At 47.9% G+C, this 18632-nt stretch carries 19 protein-coding genes and 1 other RNA gene; 13 read left to right on the top strand and 7 right to left on the bottom strand.

The window, feature by feature from the left end; all coding sequences use genetic code 11:
• Positions 1-99: 99 nt before the first annotated feature.
• From K7B07_RS03795 to rplU, 4 genes are all read right to left on the bottom strand, one after another.
• Positions 100-1785 (bottom strand): DNA polymerase/3'-5' exonuclease PolX, encoded by a 1686-nt coding sequence (locus K7B07_RS03795; RefSeq protein ID WP_223707611.1) that lies wholly within the window; start codon positions 1783-1785, stop codon positions 100-102.
• Between the two features lie 78 nt (positions 1786-1863).
• Positions 1864-2079, bottom strand: a complete 216-nt coding sequence (locus K7B07_RS03790) for a hypothetical protein (protein ID WP_223707609.1) — start codon at positions 2077-2079, stop codon at positions 1864-1866.
• A gap of 113 nt (positions 2080-2192) precedes the next feature.
• Entirely contained in the window at positions 2193-2453 is a 261-nt protein-coding gene (rpmA, locus tag K7B07_RS03785) for a 50S ribosomal protein L27 (protein WP_223707607.1), read from the bottom strand.
• A 91-nt stretch (positions 2454-2544) separates the two neighbouring features.
• On the bottom strand, positions 2545-2844 hold the full coding sequence (gene rplU / locus K7B07_RS03780) for a 50S ribosomal protein L21 (RefSeq protein ID WP_223707606.1): 300 nt from the start codon (positions 2842-2844) through the stop codon (positions 2545-2547).
• Between the two features lie 154 nt (positions 2845-2998).
• On the opposite strand from rplU, the gene K7B07_RS03775 reads away from it, so the two are divergent.
• The 9 genes from K7B07_RS03775 (at position 2999) to mnmC2 (ending at position 12592) form a co-directional block, all read left to right on the top strand.
• Positions 2999-4495: a GH3 family acyl-acid amido synthetase gene (locus K7B07_RS03775; RefSeq protein WP_223707604.1), complete on the top strand. Its 1497-nt coding sequence runs from the start codon at positions 2999-3001 to the stop codon at positions 4493-4495.
• Between the two features lie 81 nt (positions 4496-4576).
• Positions 4577-5731: a 1-deoxy-D-xylulose-5-phosphate reductoisomerase gene (locus tag K7B07_RS03770; protein WP_223707602.1), complete on the top strand. Its 1155-nt coding sequence runs from the start codon at positions 4577-4579 to the stop codon at positions 5729-5731.
• A gap of 115 nt (positions 5732-5846) precedes the next feature.
• Entirely contained in the window at positions 5847-7202 is a 1356-nt protein-coding gene (gene rseP / locus K7B07_RS03765; RefSeq protein WP_223707600.1) for an RIP metalloprotease RseP, read from the top strand.
• Positions 7203-7223: 21 nt separating this feature from the next.
• Positions 7224-8351, top strand: a complete 1128-nt coding sequence (locus K7B07_RS03760; protein WP_223707598.1) for a hypothetical protein — start codon at positions 7224-7226, stop codon at positions 8349-8351.
• A gap of 225 nt (positions 8352-8576) precedes the next feature.
• Positions 8577-8870 carry a GIY-YIG nuclease family protein gene (locus K7B07_RS03755; protein ID WP_223707596.1) on the top strand — a complete coding sequence of 98 codons (294 nt, stop codon included), beginning with the start codon at positions 8577-8579 and terminating at the stop codon, positions 8868-8870.
• A gap of 41 nt (positions 8871-8911) precedes the next feature.
• Positions 8912-9289, top strand: a transfer-messenger RNA (tmRNA) gene (ssrA, locus tag K7B07_RS03750).
• A 55-nt stretch (positions 9290-9344) separates the two neighbouring features.
• A complete protein-coding gene (locus K7B07_RS03745) occupies positions 9345-9986 on the top strand; it encodes an HAD hydrolase-like protein (RefSeq protein WP_223707594.1) in 642 nt (213 codons plus the stop codon).
• 63 nt (positions 9987-10049) lie between these two features.
• A complete protein-coding gene (locus tag K7B07_RS03740) occupies positions 10050-11900 on the top strand; it encodes an outer membrane protein assembly factor BamB family protein (RefSeq protein WP_223707592.1) in 1851 nt (616 codons plus the stop codon).
• A complete protein-coding gene (mnmC2, locus tag K7B07_RS03735; protein ID WP_223707590.1) occupies positions 11900-12592 on the top strand; it encodes a tRNA (5-methylaminomethyl-2-thiouridine)(34)-methyltransferase MnmC2 in 693 nt (230 codons plus the stop codon). Before K7B07_RS03740 ends, mnmC2 begins: the two co-directional genes overlap by 1 nt.
• Here mnmC2 and K7B07_RS03730 read toward each other — a convergent pair.
• Positions 12572-13228, bottom strand: coding sequence for a DUF4126 domain-containing protein (locus K7B07_RS03730; protein WP_223707588.1), 657 nt, complete (start codon positions 13226-13228; stop codon positions 12572-12574). The genes mnmC2 and K7B07_RS03730 overlap by 21 nt on opposite strands.
• Positions 13229-13274: 46 nt before the next feature.
• Between K7B07_RS03730 and K7B07_RS03725 the strand changes: the two genes are divergently transcribed.
• Together K7B07_RS03725 and K7B07_RS03720 are read left to right on the top strand one after the other, a co-directional pair.
• Complete coding sequence (locus K7B07_RS03725; RefSeq protein WP_223707586.1) at positions 13275-14195, top strand: AraC family transcriptional regulator; 921 nt, start codon at positions 13275-13277, stop codon at positions 14193-14195.
• 85 nt (positions 14196-14280) lie between these two features.
• The gene (locus K7B07_RS03720; RefSeq protein ID WP_223707584.1) at positions 14281-15492 is read left to right on the top strand and encodes an MFS transporter; all 1212 of its coding nucleotides are present in this window, start codon (positions 14281-14283) and stop codon (positions 15490-15492) included.
• Here the strand turns inward: K7B07_RS03720 and K7B07_RS03715 are convergent.
• Positions 15481-16167, bottom strand: a complete 687-nt coding sequence (locus K7B07_RS03715) for an NAD(P)H-binding protein (protein ID WP_223707582.1) — start codon at positions 16165-16167, stop codon at positions 15481-15483. The two genes, K7B07_RS03720 and K7B07_RS03715, sit on opposite strands and share 12 nt — an antisense overlap.
• Between K7B07_RS03715 and murB the strand changes: the two genes are divergently transcribed.
• Together murB and K7B07_RS03705 are read left to right on the top strand one after the other, a co-directional pair.
• Positions 16114-17220: a UDP-N-acetylmuramate dehydrogenase gene (gene murB / locus K7B07_RS03710; RefSeq protein WP_223707580.1), complete on the top strand. Its 1107-nt coding sequence runs from the start codon at positions 16114-16116 to the stop codon at positions 17218-17220. The two genes, K7B07_RS03715 and murB, sit on opposite strands and share 54 nt — an antisense overlap.
• A gap of 88 nt (positions 17221-17308) precedes the next feature.
• Positions 17309-17998 (top strand): porin family protein, encoded by a 690-nt coding sequence (locus K7B07_RS03705; RefSeq protein ID WP_223707578.1) that lies wholly within the window; start codon positions 17309-17311, stop codon positions 17996-17998.
• A 135-nt stretch (positions 17999-18133) separates the two neighbouring features.
• On the opposite strand, the gene yiaA is transcribed toward K7B07_RS03705, so the two are convergent.
• A complete protein-coding gene (gene yiaA, locus K7B07_RS03700) occupies positions 18134-18586 on the bottom strand; it encodes an inner membrane protein YiaA (RefSeq protein WP_223707576.1) in 453 nt (150 codons plus the stop codon).
• Positions 18587-18632: the final 46 nt, after the last annotated feature.

Genomic DNA, 18632 nt, shown 5'->3' with positions numbered 1-18632 from the left:
GCAACCAGTGATCAGCCTTCAGCTATCGGCGGTCAGTTTCGGCACAGATTGCACATTTCAGCTCTCAGGTCTCAGATCTGATGGCTCACAGCTGACCGCTCAACTCGTTATCGTTGCCTTTCTGCGGGTGGTGAAGGACTCAAATTGTTCCAGTGAAAAACTGCTTAGATTGTACGCAGCTGTAAGCCCGCCTTTTTGTGCGGCAATGACCCCGAAACGGATATCGTCAAAACCTTCAATCGTGTGCGCATCCGGATTAATGGATAGTAGGGCGCCCTTATTCATCGCATATTCGATCCAGCTCCAGTCCAGGTCAAGCCGGTGCGGGTTGGCATTGATTTCGATAACCACCTGGTTGGCTACGCAGGCATCAATGATCTTTCTATGGTTGATGGGGTAGCCGTTACGACTGAGGAGCAGCCGGCCGGTAAGGTGTCCCAGGATGGTGGTATACGGGTTCTCAATTGCCTTCATCAGGCGCTCCATGGCCTTTGTTTCATTCATATACAGGTTGCTGTGTACGGATGCGATCACCAGGTCAAATGTTGCCAGCACCTCGTTGCTGTAATCCAGGCTGCCATCGCCGAGAATATCGCATTCGATACTTTTATAGATCCTGAAGGGGGCCAGTTTTTTGTTTAGAGCATCAATGGCCTGTTGTTGCTGCTGGATACGGTCTTCTGTAAGTCCGTTGGCATAGGCTGCGGATTTAGAGTGATCGGAGATCACCAGGTATTCCATCTTTTTTTCCATCAGGGCACGGGCCATTTCTTCAAGCGTATAAAGCCCGTCCGACCAGGTACTGTGGTTATGAATAATGCCTTTTATATCGTTCAGCTGGATCAGTTGCGGCAATGCATTCTTTTCAGCCCGGTCAATAATGGTGGCGGATTCCCGCAGGCAGGCCGGGATATAAGGGAGGTTTGCATTTTCAAAAACAGCAGTCTCACTGTCGAAGACGGTATCTTCGAACGTTCCCGGATAGAACCGGTTGCAAAAAGTTTCCAGGAATTCCGGGGAAGATGAGGTCTTAAGCAGGAACTGGGGGATCTTTTCCTGAAGCGGATAGATCCGCAGCCGCAGTCCGTTATTAAGTTTGTAGAGGATGCTGTTTTCTGTTTCTTCCAGCAATTCCGGGGGGTAGGCGGTCTGGAATTTTTGTTTGATGAGCTCCGGTTTTTCCGCAATGATAAATTCGAGTTCGTATAATGTGGGCAGCTGACGGTAATAATTACCGGTGTTCCACACGGTTCCTTTCCCAAAACCAGCTTCAAGATAGGCCAGGACCGAAGGAAAGATCTCATAAACCTGGGAATAAAGGAAATGTCCCTTATTCTGATTGTAGAACTGAATCGATTCCAGGATCTTTACCTGTGTCTTTTCCCCAAAACCTTTATAACGTGTCAGCCGGTTCTCATTACAGGCATATTCCAGTTCACCCACAGAAGCAATGCCCATCTCTTTCCAGATGATGTGGATCTTTTTGGGGCCGAGACCTTTTAGTTCCAGCATTTCTGCAATACCGGCTGGTGTGGCTGCAAGCATTTCCTCCAGTGCCGTCATTTTGCCCGTATCGATCAGTTCAATGATCTTTCCGGCTACAGATGCTCCCAGGCCTTTGATCGAGCTGTAAGAAGCCCGGTCGATATCTGTCAGCTGCTCTTCCAGCCGTTCGATATGAAAGGCAGCAATGGAGTAGGTTTTGGCTTTGAACGCATTTTCTCCGTTGATATCCATTAATTTGGAAAGCAAGGTGAAATGATCGGCAATGGTACTGTTGTTCATAACTGCAAAGTAGGAAAGAGGCGGCAATAAAAAAAGCCTTCCACTGGGGAAGGCTTTCGAATTCTTTTCAGAAAATTCTTATTTTTTCTTTGCTGCTGCTTTCTTAGGAGCCGCTTTTTTTGCTGCTGCTTTTTTAGGAGCCGCTTTCTTTGCTGCTGCTTTTTTAGGAGCTGCTTTTTTTGCTGCTGCTTTTTTAGGAGCTGCTTTCTTTGCTGCTGCTTTTTTAGGAGCTGCTTTTTTTGCTGCTGCTTTCTTAGGAGCTGCTTTTTTTGCTGCTGCTTTTTTAACTGCCATTTTTTTTGAATTTAATGATTAGTAAATAATGGATTATCGGCGGTAAAATTATACAATTATTTAATGCCGCCAAATTTTTTTTCCACAATTTATTCAGTCACAGCAAAAAAGCATTATGCCTGGGCTTCGTTTACAGATACAAATGTTCTGTTCTTTCTTCCTTTCTTGAATTCTACAACACCATCAGACAGTGCAAACAGCGTGAAGTCTTTTCCAACGCCAACATTTTTACCGGGATGGTAAACAGTGCCGCGTTGACGAATGATAACATTACCGGCAATAGCAGGCTGGCCCCCGAAGATCTTTACTCCAAGACGCTTGCTTTCTGAATCGCGGCCGTTTTTAACGCTACCTTCTCCTTTCTTATGTGCCATTTTTTATGAGTTTAATAGTTGATACAGTATTAAAAAGTAAACAGGATGATAATACATCAGCCGGTTTACTTCTCAAGTATTAACATGCTTATTAAGCGATGCCTGTTACTTTGATTTTTGTGTAAGCAGTACGGTGACCTTTCTTTTTATGAAAGCCTTTTCTTCTTTTTGTTTTGTAAGCGATCACTGTATCCCCTTTAACGTGGTCTACGATTTCTGCGCTTACTTTTGTGGCAACGTCACCGCCAACAGATAACTTTCCATCGATGTGGGCCAGTAAAACCTCAAGGTTTACCGCATCACCGGATTTGCCTTCAATATGTGGCACAAACAGGGTTTGATCTTTTTCAACCTTGAACTGTTGACCGGCCACCTTAATAATTGCTATCATTGTCTAAAAATTAGGACGGCAAAGGTAGGAAGATTTTTTAATTTTACAAACAGATCGGCCAAATATATATTACCGGATCTATTCCTTCTCTGTCAACAAACATTATATTTGTACTTCCGGTATCCCGGCAGCATCGAAAAAATGGATTAATGCAATGAAATTCAAATCGTTCCTGGCCAAGCCCTTTGCATCGATTGTTTCCAAAAATATAAAAAAAGGAATGCATACGGCGGTTGAGGATCAGGAAAATATTCTCAAATACCTGATTAAGACGGCGCGGCTCACCCAGTTCGGAAAGGATCATAATTTTTCGGAACTAAATGATTACAAGCAGTTTAGGCAAGCGGTCCCGGTCCGGAACTACGAACAGCTCAAATCGTATATCGAAGAAGTGAAAGCAGGCAAGCACAATGTGCTCTGGAAGGGGCAGCCCCTGTATTTTGCCAAAACATCCGGTACGGTAAGTGGTACCAAATACATCCCGATCTCCAAGGAATCGATCAGTAATCATATAAACGGCGCGCGGAACGCCCTTTTGTGCTATATGGCAGAAACAGGGAATACAGGCTTTGCAGATGGAAAACTGATCTTTCTGAGCGGTTCACCGGAACTGGAGCGGGTGGGAGGTGTCCCCACCGGGCGCCTCAGTGGCATTGTGAACCATCATGTGCCCCGTTACCTGCGTAAGAATCAGCTGCCGGAGTATGAAACCAACTGTATCGAAGACTGGGAGACCAAGCTGGGCAAGATCGTGGAAGAGACCATCCATCAGAACATGACCCTGATCAGCGGTATTCCGCCATGGGTACAGATGTATTTTGATGAACTGATAAAGCGCTCCGGCAAACCCGTGGGCGAGTTGTTCCCGAATTTTTCTGTTATGGTTTACGGAGGCGTGAATTTTGAACCTTACCAGGCGAAACTGCTTCAAAGCATTGGCCGAAAAGTGGACGGTATTGAAACCTTTCCCGCTTCAGAAGGCTTCTTCGCCTTCCAGGATACGCAAACGGAGCCGGGGTTGCTGCTCAATACCAATAGCGGCATCTTTTTTGAGTTCATTCCCGCGGATGAGATCGGAAAGGAAAACCCGAGACGCCTGTCGCTGGGGGAAGTGGAGACGGGGGTTAATTATGCATTGATCATCAACAGCAATGCGGGTTTGTGGGGATATGATATCGGCGACATGGTGAAATTTGTATCCCTGGATCCGTACCGGCTGGTGGTTACCGGGCGCACCAAACATTTTATTTCCGCGTTCGGGGAGCATGTGATCGGTGAAGAAGTGGAATACAGCCTTTTAAGGGCGGCCAAAGAGCATAATGTACACATTACGGAATTTACGGTTGCGCCTTATGTAAGCGCCGATGCCGGAAAATCCTATCACCAGTGGTTCATCGAATTTGAGAATGAACCGGAGGATATGCCCGGCTTTTCTCAGAAAGTAGACACCTATCTGAGAGAAAAGAATTCGTATTATGATGACCTTATCTCGGGCAATATTTTACAACACCTGATCATTACACCGGTCCGGAAAAACGGGTTCATCGATTACATGCGGTCGGTCGGCAAGCTGGGCGGACAAAACAAAGTACCCCGCCTTAGCAATGACCGTAAAATTGCGGAAGGACTGTCGCAATGGATCAGGAATTAAGCATTTTTTTATTCCTGAAACAGCCCCTATCTTAGCCGCTTTAAGTCAGAAACACTAGAAACGCAAATAGGAGACGAACGTATGATAAAACGAATAGCCATTTTTGGCTCTACCGGTTCTATCGGAAAGCAAGCCCTGGATGTAATAGAAAAGAACCCGGATAAATTTTCGGTAGAAGTATTAACGGCTTTTTCAAATGATCAGCTGCTGGTCGAGCAGGCCCTTGCCTGTAATCCCAATATTGTGGTAATAGGCGATGAGAGCCGGTACGGAGCGGTAAAAGATGCACTTGGCAAAACGGATATTAAAGTGTTTGCAGGAGAGGACGCACTGGAAGAAGTGGCCGCTATGGATGTATATGATCTGATGCTGGCAGCAATCGTGGGATTTGCGGGGTTCAAACCTACTATAAAAGCGATTGAGAACGGGAAGGCCGTCGCCCTGGCCAATAAGGAAACCCTGGTGGTTGCCGGTGATATCGTAATGAATATGGCGGTGGAAAAACGGGTACCCATCATACCTGTGGACTCCGAACACTCTGCCATCTTTCAATGCCTGATCGGGGAAACGCGTAACAAGATCGAAAAAGTATACCTTACCGCATCGGGTGGTCCCTTTATCGGGCGCAAACCCAATTACCTGGTAAATGTAAAAAGAGAACATGCCCTTCAGCATCCCAACTGGGAAATGGGGGCAAAGATCTCCATAGATTCTGCCACCCTGATGAATAAAGGGCTGGAAATGATCGAAGCCAAATGGCTTTTCAACCTCAAGCCCGATCAGATCGATGTGCTGATTCATCCCCAAAGCGCTATCCACAGCATGGTACAGTTTGAAGACGGCAGCATCAAGGCGCAGGTCGGATTGCCGGATATGCGGCTGCCGATCCAGTATGCCATGGGGTTCCCGTCGCGGATCCTCAATGACCACCCCCGTTTTGATTTCAAACGGATGAACACGTTTACGTTTGAAGAACCGGATCTGAAAACATTCCGCAACCTGGCCCTGGCCATGGAAGCGCTGGAAACCGGCGGCAACCTTCCCTGTGTGATGAATGCCGCCAATGAGATCGCCGTATACGCCTTTTTGAAAAACCGGATCGGTTTCCTCGAAATGACCGATGTGATCGAAAAGGTAATGCAGCAGGTCACCCATGTGAAAAAACCGTCCCTGACCGATTATTTAGACAGCGATGCGGAGGCACGTACACTGGCGGCGGATATCATCCGGTTATAAGCAGTTGTTAATTGTTACGGGAACCGGATATTTGGGATTTGATAGTTGAAGTTTAGAATTTTTATCACCCTATCTTTGCACCCGGAATAAAAATTATATATCTTATTAATAATACATGGTTTTATTAGCTTTTAACTGGTCGGCCTTTGGCGCTAATGTAGGTCAGTTTATTTTATCCTTCTCCATCCTGATTGCTTTACACGAATTCGGGCATTTTATCACTGCCAAATGGTTCGGCTGCCGCGTTGAGAAATTCTACCTGTTCTTCAACCCCTGGTTCTCCCTCTGGAAAAAAAAGATCGGCGAAACGGAATATGGTATCGGCTGGGTGCCGCTGGGGGGCTATGTGAAGATCAGCGGGATGATCGATGAAAGTATGGACAAAGAGGCGATGAAACAACCGGCCCAGCCCTGGGAGTTCCGCTCAAAGCCCGCCTGGCAGCGTCTGATCATCATGCTGGCCGGGGTGATCATCAACTTCGTGCTGGCGCTTATCATTTTTGCCATGATCCTTTTTGTTTGGGGAGAGGAGAAACTGCCGGTGGCAAATATGAAATACGGTATCGCAGCGGATTCCATGGCACTGAAAGTAGGACTGCGCGACGGGGATGTAATCACTAAGGTGAACAACCAGGAACTGGTTTATTTTGATGACCTGCCCAAGCGGCTGCTGCTGAATGAAAAAAATGCGCTCAGCATAAGAAGGGATGGAAAGGATACCGTGATCAATTTTCCTCCGGGCTTTTTAAAAGAACTGACCCGGAACCAGTTAAAGAATTTTGTTGCGGTGCGGTTCCCGAACGTGGTCGACAGTGTGGACAAATCCATTGCTAAATTTACTTCCGGCAATTTACTGAAGGGCGACCGCATCATCGGTATTAACGGTACACCTGCATTGTACTATAGCGACTTTGCAAGGCAGGTGAAAAACTATAAGAACAAAACGGTCACGCTGAATGTACTTCGCAATAATACGGATACAGTACAGGTAGGGGCTAAACTCAATGATGCCGGAAAAGTGGGGTATAGCACCCAGTCGGCATTGAAATTCATCACCTTTGAAAAAAAGGAGTATGGTTTTCTGGAGTCCATCCCCGCAGGTATTAAATACGGTGTTAACCGCTTGCTGGAATATATTGAAGGGATCAAGCTGCTGTTCACTTCCAAGGAACATGCCGTAAGTGATAACCTCGGCAGTGTGATCAGCATCGGTAAAACATTCGGCGGATCCTGGGACTGGGAACGGTTCTGGACGATGACGGGTTTGTTCTCCATTATCCTGGCATTTATGAATGTGCTGCCCATACCGGCGCTGGATGGCGGTCATGCCCTGTTCACGCTTTATGAAATGATCACCGGGCGGAAGCCGGGCGATAAATTTATGGAGTATGCACAGATGGTGGGTATGGTGCTGCTGCTGGGGCTGATGGCCTATGCATTGGGACTGGATATTTTCAGGCTCTTCAAGTAGCCGGTTTATATAAATACAGCAATGAAAAACCTGGGAAGGACAATAGGTTATTGCCTTATCCTGGCAATACTGGTGCAGGCCTGTAAAACCGATCAGGAAAAAACAACAACTGCTCCGGTTGCTGTATCGGCACAGGATAACAGCATGTCCGCAAAACAGCCTCCTGCACTGCAACACACGGCATTGGATACGGGAAGTGCGGCTTACCATTTTTTAAAACAACTTGTGATGGGCGAAAGTCCGGATGGCCGGTACAAAGAGCTGAACCTGGACAGTCTGCCTTTTTCCATTGCGCTGGAAGATGAAGGAATGCCGTATTCCGTTTATTATTCGATCGTTGCCCGGGAGGACCTGAACGGGGACCGGATACCGGATTATATCATCCGAAGGGAATCGGAAGGCATGTTGGGAGGAAGCGCACAAACAAACGGTCAGCTGGACTATTACATTATGAAGGACAGTCTTCAATATGGTCAGCATCACTCCATCTTAACCTATGCTCCTTTTTCGTATAATATCATTTCAGATTACCGGTTCGACAAAGGGATCCTTACGGTTTCGCTATCAAAGAATTTCCGGAACTACCCGGATGCAAATGAGACCGCGCCACGGGATTTTCATTTTGTGTATAAGGAAGGCAATCTTTATGAAACCAGCTACCTTACCAACTGCGTGCTGGGGGGACGGAAGGATAAAAGCATTTTCAATAACGGCCCGGTAACAGTGATCCGGAAGCGCAGTATCGACGAACATAATTTTACCGAAACGCTGGAAGAGAAAATGAGTGCAGGGGATACCAGTATCACTGCCTGCTTAGCGGGTTGCGATAATACGGAGCTTTACTTTGAGGTTGGGATGAAGCACAGCAACATGGATACCAGCAGTGCCCTGGCAAAAAAAGAACTGTTGCTTACAGTGCTGCGTTCGCTTGCCGGCAGCACCCGGTTCGGTACCGAACTTACCCGGCTGGCACAGTTCTATGAAGCGAATGATTACCGGGAGGGCGGGACTGATGCAGACGACCGGTTGTCGGGCACAAACTGGATCCAGCGCCGATCGGATGGTACCCTGTTGGTGCGAATCGGTATAGCCATTACTGAAAATGAAAAGCAGGGCGATAACTGGGAGGTGCTCAACCGGGTGAAGTAACCGGTTGAGGATGCTACAGAAGCACAGAATGCTTTGCGGTTGTTGAGGGTTGTGTTCTAAATCGGAGACCCTGGCCGCCCTGTTTCACCAATAGGTACAAACTTAATCGAACAATATAAATCTCCTTTTTAATCCGTATCTTTGTATGCTGATTTCTGGATGAACAATCGTCAGGGGGCGTTTGTCCCGATAGCTATCGGGATTGACAGCGTAAAAACGATATTTATGGCCTATGTATACATTCTGTATTCACCTGCAGCAAAGAGATTTTACATCGGTAGTTGTCTTGAGCTCAGCGATCGTTTGAACGAACATCGGGACAAGAAGCATGCGGGAAGTTTTACTGCGCGGTATTCGGATTGGGAGCTTTATTTTACAATTGCAGATCTTAGTTATCTTCAGGCACGGAAAGTGGAGCAGCATATCAAGAAGATGAAAAGCCGGAAGTATATAGAAAATCTTGTCCTATACCCTGAAATTGCGATGGGCCTGATTGAGCGTTATAAATCTCCTTTTTAATCCGTATCTTTGTATGCTGATTTCTGGATGAACAATCGTCAGGGGGCGTTTGGTTTTGACAGCGTAGATCTTTGAAGGTAGAAGCATGCCGGGCGTTGTGTAATTAGCCCGTTAATCTGAATACTCAAATTTTAAATGGCAATACTCAGTATGCCATGGCTGCCTAATCAGTGATTAAGTAGTCATTAGGGCCGCGTTGAGCCGGTTGTTCTGTTACCACGCTCCGCCGCCGACTCATCAAACAAAAACAGGATGCTGTTACCTCAGGCTGTGCCGGTAGCAAAAGACCCATACAGCTAAGTAAGGAATTGGTTTGTTCTTTCCCTGCTCCTTACCGACAATTAATATAAGAAATAAGCATGTAGAAGGCTTTTGAAGGATATGTTTGGACAGGGGTTCGACTCCCCTCGCCTCCACGATACCTGTGGGTTGCCGTGAATGATCACTGCTCCACAGGTTTTTTATTTGAAGTTTATGAAAAATATCTTTTTTGATATGGACGGAACCCTAACGGATTCCAGTCAGGGCATACAAAATGCCGTGCTTTTTGCACTGGAAAAGATGAATATCCGTGAAACAGATCCGGAATCCCTCCGACAGTTTATCGGCCCTCCCTTACACCATACATTTAAAACCCGGTATGCACTTGCCGACGAAGCGGTGAATAGTGCTGTCGCTTTTTACAGGGAATATTACCAGGATAAAGGCCTGTATGAAAATAATCTATATGATGGGATTAAGCCCCTGCTGGAACAACTGGCTGCTGCCCGGCACCGGCTTTTTGTGGTTACCTCCAAACAACAGGCTTTTGCCCGCACTATTGCCGGGCATTTTAAACTGGATGTTTTTTTTGAAGACATTATCGGCAGCAACCCGGATCATACAATGGCCGACAAAACAGCATTGATCCGGCACACATTGACATTATATGAGCTGGATCCGGCTGCCACTGTTATGGTGGGCGACCGGAAATATGATCTCATCGGTGCCCGGAATAATGGAGTGACCGCGGCCGGCGTATTGTATGGGTACGGTACCGAGATGGAGCTGAGGGAACATAAGGCCGATCACCTTCTGGCGACGGTGGACGCGCTGGGGCGTTTTCTGCTTAACTAAAAATTGATACCGGTTTTTGACAGATGGATTTGCCGGTAAGGATATCTTGCCTATCTTTCTCCAATGAAACGAATCCTCTTTATTGGCCTTTACTGCTTTTTTGTAAAACTGGCTGCTGCCCAACCTTCTTTTCAATTTGCCCAGATCTCCGACCTTCATATCGGCTCTCATGATGCAGATGAAGATCTCCGCAGAACGGTAAGAGACATCAATGCGAACCCGGATATCCGCTTTGTGATCGCTTCCGGGGATATCACAGAATTCGGCGCCGATACGGAAATACAGCTGGCCAGGCAGCTACTGGATTCGCTGAACAAGCCCTGGTACATCGTTCCGGGCAATCATGATGATAACTGGTCGGAAAGCGGTACCAATACCTTTAACCGTATATTCGGCAATGAAGTATTCGCCTTCAGTTATGAAGGCATTCATTTCCTGGGTGCCAATTGCGGCCCCAATATGAAAATGAGTCCGGGCCAGGTGCCTTACGGCAATATTGTATGGCTGGATTCGGTGCTGGCCACCATCCCTGCAAGAGAACCGATCATATTCGTAGATCACTATCCGCTGGATTCTTCATTAAATAACTGGTACGAGATCGCCGACCGGCTGAAGAGACACAATATACAATTGTATATGTGCGGGCACGGACACCAGAACCGGCAATACGATTTCGAAGGCATCCCCGGGGTAATGGGGCGCTCTAACCTGAGGGCTAAGGACAGCATCGGCGGCTACAACATTATTACCATAGAGAACGGACGCGCCACTTACCGCGAACGAAAACCGGGGCGGGAAACAAAGAAAGAATGGGCAGTTGTGGAATTAAAGGACCATCATCTGGATACAGACACACAAAAATGGTTCCGGCCGTCTTATGCCGTAAATCAACAGTATCCGCAGGTAAAAGAAGTATGGCGGTACCAGGATTCGTCGGATATTGGTAACGGTTTTGTATTGTATAAAAACCGGATCCTTACACCCGACAGCCGCGGAAGGGTGCTGGCCATTGATCCCGCTGCAAACCGGGTGGTATGGCGGTTTGTGACCGGGGGAAAGATCTACGCAGCGCCGGCGATTGAAAAGAACCGGCTGGTGATCCCTTCCACAGACGGAACCATTTATTGCCTTAATGCCGACAATGGGAAACTGCTCTGGTCAACCGCCACTGAAAAGTCCATCGTTGCCACGCCGGTTATAAAGGAAGGAACTGTTTTCGTAGGGTCTTCCGAGGGAAAATTCAGAGCGCTGCGTCTTTCGGATGGCAAGCTGATCTGGCACTATGATAGTGTCCGGAATTTTGTAAAAGCTACACCGCTCTATACAGATGGCAAACTGATCTTTGGCAGCTGGGGCAATCAGTTATATGCACTCAACAGTAAAACCGGGAAAGCGGAATGGGTCTTTACCGATGGCTATGGAAACCGGATGCTTTCGCCGGCATCCTGTTTGCCGGTAACGGCCTTTGGCCGCATCTTTATAGTGGCGCCGGACCGTTATATGAGCGCATTGGACGCTGCTACGGGCAGGCTGATCTGGAAACACCGCTGGAACGAGCATTCCGTACGGGAGTCGATGGGGTTATCGGCAGATAAAAAACTGGTATTCGCCAAAACCATGCAGGGACACCTGGTAGGGATTGATACAAAGGCCGACAGTGCCGTTATTGTGTGGAAAACCGGGAATGTTTTTAACTACGAATTGAACCCTTCAAAAATAACCGAACGGAACGGACGGGTATATGCTTTCAGCGATAAAGGGGTTATTGCCGCATTTGACCGGAAGACCGGCGCTACCGTATGGGTGCATAAAGTAGCAAATTGCCTGATACATGATCTTCAGTTTATCAATGACCGTAAAATTGCGGTGACGACCATGGATGGAAAAGTAGTACTGCTTCAGATCAATAACTAATGCAGGATCCGGATTACCATATTATTCGTTCCGGTGACGGCTCCGACAGTGTCGGTGTTGGCGGAACGGATATCAGCTTTCATTCCGTGCGGGGCGCTTTTACAGAGTCTGCACAGGTATTTATCGGGAACGGATTGAACTATTACCTGGAGCTGCACCGGCCCCGGGAGCTCCGCCTGCTGGAGATCGGTTTTGGTACCGGTCTGAATACCCTGCTGACCGCACTGGCACTACGCACACAGGAAGTAAACGTATACTATACGAGTTTGGACCGCTACCCGTTAATGCCGGCTGTTTACGGGCAGCTCAACTACGGTTCATTTACCAATGCACCTGATTTATACCGGCAGCTGATGACAGCTCCCTGGGATACGGAAATTTTATTACAGGAAGGGCTGCTGCTTAAAAAGGTTCATGCAGACCTGCTGGATTACCAGCCCGGCCGGAACATTGATATCTGCTATTTTGATGCGTTTGCCCCCGGGGACCAACCGGAATTATGGACAGCGGATGTGTTTAAAAAAATACGCAGTGCTATGAAAGATGGGGCTGTGCTGGTGACCTATTGCTCCAAATCGGCAGTGCGTAAAACCCTTCAGGAAGCGGGGTTTGTGGTGCAGAAATTAAAAGGGCCTCCGGGGAAACGGGAAGTGGTGCGTGCCGTTGCGGCATCAATGACTCTGACTGACTGAAGTTTTGTTGCCGCGTACCCGGCGGATCATTTTGCGGATCATCCAGATAAAGAACAGGATGAACAACACGGCCATGATCACAGGAATAAGAAAGCTGAGTACGGATCCCCCGATGGCCGCGGCATTCTCCCCGGTAGCTACCACATTGTTGCCCACGCCAAGCGTGGTCTTGCTGCTTAGTAACCGGAGCAGCCCGGTACCGGATGCGATCAGTCCCGCACTGCCCCCGCCGGCAATGATACCTGTGATCCATTTCATCCAGTCGTTTTCAATGGGGATTACCGAGGTAGCCAGCAGCGTACCAGCAACAGCCGCCAGGGGAGCAGCAATGGTGTCCAGGATATTATCAATAAAAGGGATATAATAGCCCGCAATCTCAAATACAGTGGCGATCCCAAGGGTGATCAACGCCGGCATGGAAGACAACCACACAAAATTTTCGGAAAAATGGAACAGCTCAAAACGGCCGGCCAGTCCGGCAATCAGCATGGGAACAAAAACCCTGAAGCCGCAGCAGGCGGCCAGTGCAATGCCCAGCGCAGCAGCTGAGAAGGTCTGTACGTCCCAGTTCATATAGTAATTTACAAAATTTCCGGCATTCCGCGAATTTTTAATACGGGAGTCCTTTACCGGCATTGTGCTGCGGTTTTTTTATTGATATTTGATTTTTGTAAATTTGCATATGGAATTTCTTGAGACCATTGTGCAATATTACAGATCCACCGGCCGTGCAGTGCCCGATGATCTGATCAAATCGGGCGGAAAATCACAACATTTCAATGTGCTGAAACGGCAAAACAGCCTGCGGTCATTGCCGTTTCACCGCAGGGATTATTACAAGATCTGTCTTTCCACAGGAGGTGCAGTATTCCGTACGGGCGAAGGCGAGGTAACGATTGACCAGCCGGTGATCTGTTTTACTGATCCGGATATTAAAATGGGTTTTGATACGTACCGCGAAGCACAGGGCGGCTACCTGAGCGTCTTTAATGAATTGTATCTGACACCCGACCTGAAACGCGAATTTAAAAAAGTGCAGAAAGTGCTGGGGAACCAGCTGTTTCCTTTCCTGTTGCTGTCCGGTGATGAATACAATACGCTGTACAGTTATTTCCAGCTGATGGAAAAGGAGTACTGCAGCACTTTGCCGTATAAAAAGGAGCTTATGCTCAGCTTTTTACGGTTGATCCTGAACACAGTGATCCGGTTTCAGAAGGCACGCAGTATGAGTGATGAAAAATCAGAACGTCCGGACCGGCTGGTATCCGGTTTTCTGCAATTATTAAATGGTCAGTTTCCCATTGATGCCCCGGATACCGTACTCCGTTACCGGAACCCCGGCGATTTTGCCGGACTGCTGCACGTACACGTGAACCACCTCAATCATACCGTCCGGAAGCTGACGGGCAAGTCTACCAGTCGCATCATCCAGGAGCGTATGCTGGAAGAAGCAACGGACCTTCTGAAAAACTCCGACTGGAATATTTCAGAGATCGGCAACAGCCTGGGCTTTGAATACGTACAGCACTTTTCACAGTTCTTTCGAAAACACACCGGTGAAAGCCCGGGACAATACCGGAAAGCTTTTTTTATTCATGTTTGATTTCTGTATAAATTGATTTGAATCGGGTACCCGTAAAACGAACAGGGCGCGGTAGCTTTACTGCTTCATTTTAAAAGATCGTTTTATGCGGAAGATCACCAAGGGGCAAACAGGAATACCTACAGTGCTGGCGTTTTTACTGATCCCCATTTCGGGGCTCGCCATGGATATCTATATACCTTCGTTCCCTCAGATGGTGGAAGGGCTGCATACAACAGCTTCCCATATCCGGCTGACCATGACGGTGTACCTGATCAGTTATGGCGTTTCCCAGCTTTTTGTGGGAAGCCTGGTGGACAGTTTCGGAAGGTACCGGATCGGGATGACCGCCCTGGCGCTTTTTGTACTCACCAATTTCCTGATCACACAACTCAATAGTATCAACTGGCTGCTGATCACGCGGGGAATACAGGGCTTTCTGCTGGCGATCATCATGGTGGCAAAACGTTCTTTCTTTATCGATGTGTATGAAGGGGAAAAACAGAAACACTATACCAGTCTGCTTTCCATTGTATGGTCGGCTGCCCCCATACTGGCGCCTTTTTTAGGCGGTTACCTGGAGCATTTTTTCGGATGGCGGTCCAATTTTTATTTCCTGGGGATCTATGCATTGATACTGCTGATCCTGGAAGGGATCTTTAGCGGGGAGACATTGAAGGAACGGCGTCCGTTCCGGCTGAATGCGATCCTCGGTGCCTACAGGCAATTGCTGTCGGCACGGGATTTTAGCTATGGTATCCTGATACTGGGATTGTGTTATTCAATGGTCATCGTATTCAATATGGCGGCTCCATTCATTATCGAAAATGTATTTCATTATACCGCTGTACAAACGGGATACAGTGCGCTGGTATCCGGTCTGGCATTGCTCGCCGGCGGATTGTTTGGCAAATGGCTGATACAAAAACCCTTTTTCCGGAAGCTGAGGAACGGACTGCTGGTGCAGCTGGGGATCGCCGTCATTATGTACCTGGCTGCATCGTATTATCACCACATCCTTTTTATGATGGTATTTGTGGCCTTATTGCATTTTCAGATGGGGTATATCTACAATTGTTATTTTACTTATTGCCTGACACGGTTTCCGGGAATGGCGGGTATGTCTGGTGGGGTTACCAGCGGCGGCAGTTATATTGTTACATCGATCGCCAGTTATGCGATCGTAAGTGTTTTGAATGTTTATGATATCGGCGGGCTGTCGGTTAGTTATGTTACGCTTTCGCTGCTGATCGGCGTGATGTTGCTGCTGCTTTATCCGGTCGTTGCCAATCGTATGAGAGAGTCGCTAACTGTCTGAAGTATACTGGTCAGAGAGCTCCATCATTTCTTTCCAGGTATAACGGAAGACGCCGGTACGCGGTACCCGCACGGCTTCGATCATTGCCCGGGCCACATCGCCGGCATCGATGGCCTTGTATTTCGACCAGGAGCCGGAAAGCAGTGCCGATGCAGGTTTCATAATGCGCTGACTGATGGCTTCCATCCGCCGTTTCTCGTTGCGGTCGCCCAGCAACAAGCTGGGTTGCATAAGGTGCAGGACAGGTATTCCGGTGGCAATAAGATCTTCTTCCGTTTTCCCCTTCAGCTGCAAATAAAAATTGCTGCTGTTGCTGTTGGCCCCGATCGCAGATACCATTGCCATTTCCCGGCAGCCTGCCTCCAGCGCCATTCTGCACACACGCAGCGGAATATCATGATCGATCTGCCAGTACCGTTTCTTATCACCGCCTACTTTTTTCAGTGTGGTGCCGATGGCACAAAATACGACATCCACATCTGTGAGGGCCAGCAGTATGGACTCAGCATCGTTGAAGTCAACCAGCTTTTCCTCCTGCCTGGGATGCGTGGGCGCTGCAGGCCACCGCATTAATGTTCTTATGGTACCATATTCCCTGTCATCCAACAGGTGCCGTAGTAAATGCGATCCGATGAGACCGCCGGAACCAACTATTGCCGCGGTTTTTTTTCCCATAGAAAGAATAATGTTACTTTGCAATACTTTAAAGCTATGGAAATTCTGGATAATTTTTCTTTAAAACCCTATAACAGTTTTGGCATTGAGGCCCGGGCCGGGCATTTTGCCGCTGTTACCTCTGTGGCTGAATTAAAAGAGGCACTGGAGTGGGCAAAAAAAAGGGAATTGCCTTCCCTCGTGATCGGTGGGGGAAGTAACCTGTTACTGACGGAGCACTATAGGGGGCTTGTTATCAAAAATGAATTGCAGGGATACGAGGTATTGGATGCGGACGATGATTTTGTTTTTGTAAAAGTAAGCGCGGGAGAAGTATGGCACCGGTTTGTACTGCATTGCCTCGAGCAGGAATATGCCGGCGTGGAGAACCTTGCGCTGATCCCGGGTTGCGTAGGTGCATCGCCGATGCAGAATATCGGGGCTTACGGGGTAGAGATCAGGGATGTATTCCAGGAGCTTACCGCGGTACATCGTCACGAGGGCTATACCCGTACCTTTACCCATGAAGCCTGTGCATTTGGTTACCGGGAAAGTGTATTTAAGAATCTGTATAAAGACCAGTTTGTAATTACCGATGTGACCTACCGGTTGCGAAAAAAACCGGTATTCCATATCGAATACGGTGCCATTCGCCAGGAGCTGGAGCGCCTGCATGTTTCAACGCTTTCCATACAGGCCATTGCACAGGCGGTGATCAACATCCGTTCTTCAAAACTTCCGGATCCTGCTGTGATCGGTAATGCCGGCAGTTTCTTTAAAAATCCTTCTGTAGATAAAAGTAAATATGTATCGCTGAAAGCGGCCTATCCCGACCTGGTGGCCTATGAAAATGAAGATGGTACTATGAAGCTGGCTGCGGGCTGGCTTATTGAGCATGCAGGATTGAAAGGTTACCGGAAAGGTGATGCCGGGGTTCATGAAAAACAGGCACTGGTGCTTGTGAATTATGGCAAGGCCACAGGCGCTGAGATCCTTGAAGTCTGCGATCTCGTCGTGCGGACCGTATCGGAACGGTACGGCGTGGAACTGCATCCGGAGGTGAATATTCTTTGAGGCCAACGGTATTGCCGGCGCCGGATATGGCGATCGGGCGATTTGCTCCTTTACACCGCAAGGCCTACTTTTGGACAAATTTTAAAAAATGAAGAACGCTTTATTGCTGACGATATGTTGCAGCCTGTTTGGTACGGGGCTGTTTGCACAGGAGGGGATTTACGGCCGGAAGGTAAGACTGGGTTTTAAAGTAGACCCCGTTTTTGTAAACGCGCTTCGCCCGTTGGAAAACGGAATTGAAAAAGACGGTTCCGGATTTGGTGTCAATTACGGGCTGATGGCGGATATACAATTTGCGGACAATCGCGGGGCCTTTGCAACCGGTCTGGAAGTGCAACATGCTGTTTCTTCCTTGCTGTACAATGATGCCGGTAAAGGATTGTACCGGGATGAGGCCGCCGGAGCAGCTCAGCGCTATAAGCTGAAACTGAAATACGTCCAGATCCCATTGAGTATAAAACTGAAAACAAATGAGAACAACGGCTTCCGCTGGTGGGGCCAGTTTGGCACTTATGTGGGCGCATTGATCGGCTCCCGGCTGAATTATTCTTTTGGCAATACCTCCGATAATAATATTAACGTGATGAGCAAGACCAATAAAGTAAATATGGGATTGCTGGTAGGAGCAGGTGGTGAATACCGTCTTGCTGAAAAAACAGACCTGTTTTTCGGACTGGGGCTGGAGAACGGGTTTACCGATATTACGACCAACAAAGACTGGAAGGATGACAAAGTCGTACTGAACCGCTGGGCCTTGCGGCTGGGTGTTTTCTTTTAAAAAATATTTTATGATAGCAGGAGCGTAACGGGGATTACGCCTTTTTTATATAGCAGCCGTGTAAAATAAAAAGGCGACAGATCCTGTCGCCCGGCGCTTTTGGAGGGTTAGCCCAATATTTTCGGTCTGGGTTAATTAAAATGGGTCAAGCTTTGGAAATGCCGGTGCGTCTGCGTTGGTTTTCTGCTCATCAGTATCAACGGGCTTACTGTCCCTCGTGTTCTTCTGCACAGCGATGGCGGCAAAAATGCTGAGTGTAAAAGACATGGCATAAAATCCCTTTTCGCTTTTTGTAAGCGTGGCGTTCCACAATCCGACTGTAAGAAGAACGATGGAGAGGATCGTGGTGAACCAGGCGATCCCATAGTAGAGATTGGTGACCGGAATACCTTCCAGCTGGTCGCGAACGGCCTTCTGCACCGATATGGCGGAGAAGAGACCAAACATTAATACAGTAAAATAGTAGCCCTTTTCATTCAGCTCCATTTCGGCATTCCACAGCCCGATGATGTAAGCAGTAATACCGATCAGCAGTGCCAGCCAGGATGCAGCGATAAAGGCGTTGGATGGTTGTAGTGATTGTCTCATACTTTTTGTTTTATGAGCACAAATCTAGCAGCGGTGCGGAACGATT

The organism is Niabella beijingensis (genome assembly GCF_020034665.1).
Taxonomy (GTDB): domain Bacteria; phylum Bacteroidota; class Bacteroidia; order Chitinophagales; family Chitinophagaceae; genus Niabella; species Niabella beijingensis.
Note: the sequence above shows the minus strand (reverse complement) of the source record. Positions and strands in the feature narration are given on the sequence as shown.

Coding starts and splice junctions, on each gene's coding strand:
- K7B07_RS03740 (WP_223707592.1), top strand. CDS start 10,050: ATGAAACGAATCCTCTTTATTGGCCTTTACTGCTTTTTTGTAAAACTG.
- rplU (WP_223707606.1), bottom strand. CDS start 2,844: ATGATAGCAATTATTAAGGTGGCCGGTCAACAGTTCAAGGTTGAAAAA.
- K7B07_RS03745 (WP_223707594.1), top strand. CDS start 9,345: ATGAAAAATATCTTTTTTGATATGGACGGAACCCTAACGGATTCCAGT.
- K7B07_RS03760 (WP_223707598.1), top strand. CDS start 7,224: ATGAAAAACCTGGGAAGGACAATAGGTTATTGCCTTATCCTGGCAATA.
- K7B07_RS03775 (WP_223707604.1), top strand. CDS start 2,999: ATGAAATTCAAATCGTTCCTGGCCAAGCCCTTTGCATCGATTGTTTCC.
- rpmA (WP_223707607.1), bottom strand. CDS start 2,453: ATGGCACATAAGAAAGGAGAAGGTAGCGTTAAAAACGGCCGCGATTCA.
- K7B07_RS03705 (WP_223707578.1), top strand. CDS start 17,309: ATGAAGAACGCTTTATTGCTGACGATATGTTGCAGCCTGTTTGGTACG.
- K7B07_RS03755 (WP_223707596.1), top strand. CDS start 8,577: ATGGCCTATGTATACATTCTGTATTCACCTGCAGCAAAGAGATTTTAC.
- rseP (WP_223707600.1), top strand. CDS start 5,847: ATGGTTTTATTAGCTTTTAACTGGTCGGCCTTTGGCGCTAATGTAGGT.
- K7B07_RS03770 (WP_223707602.1), top strand. CDS start 4,577: ATGATAAAACGAATAGCCATTTTTGGCTCTACCGGTTCTATCGGAAAG.
- K7B07_RS03790 (WP_223707609.1), bottom strand. CDS start 2,079: ATGGCAGTTAAAAAAGCAGCAGCAAAAAAAGCAGCTCCTAAGAAAGCA.
- K7B07_RS03725 (WP_223707586.1), top strand. CDS start 13,275: ATGGAATTTCTTGAGACCATTGTGCAATATTACAGATCCACCGGCCGT.
- yiaA (WP_223707576.1), bottom strand. CDS start 18,586: ATGAGACAATCACTACAACCATCCAACGCCTTTATCGCTGCATCCTGG.
- K7B07_RS03715 (WP_223707582.1), bottom strand. CDS start 16,167: ATGGGAAAAAAAACCGCGGCAATAGTTGGTTCCGGCGGTCTCATCGGA.
- K7B07_RS03795 (WP_223707611.1), bottom strand. CDS start 1,785: ATGAACAACAGTACCATTGCCGATCATTTCACCTTGCTTTCCAAATTA.
- K7B07_RS03730 (WP_223707588.1), bottom strand. CDS start 13,228: ATGCCGGTAAAGGACTCCCGTATTAAAAATTCGCGGAATGCCGGAAAT.
- mnmC2 (WP_223707590.1), top strand. CDS start 11,900: ATGCAGGATCCGGATTACCATATTATTCGTTCCGGTGACGGCTCCGAC.
- K7B07_RS03720 (WP_223707584.1), top strand. CDS start 14,281: ATGCGGAAGATCACCAAGGGGCAAACAGGAATACCTACAGTGCTGGCG.
- murB (WP_223707580.1), top strand. CDS start 16,114: ATGCGATCCGATGAGACCGCCGGAACCAACTATTGCCGCGGTTTTTTT.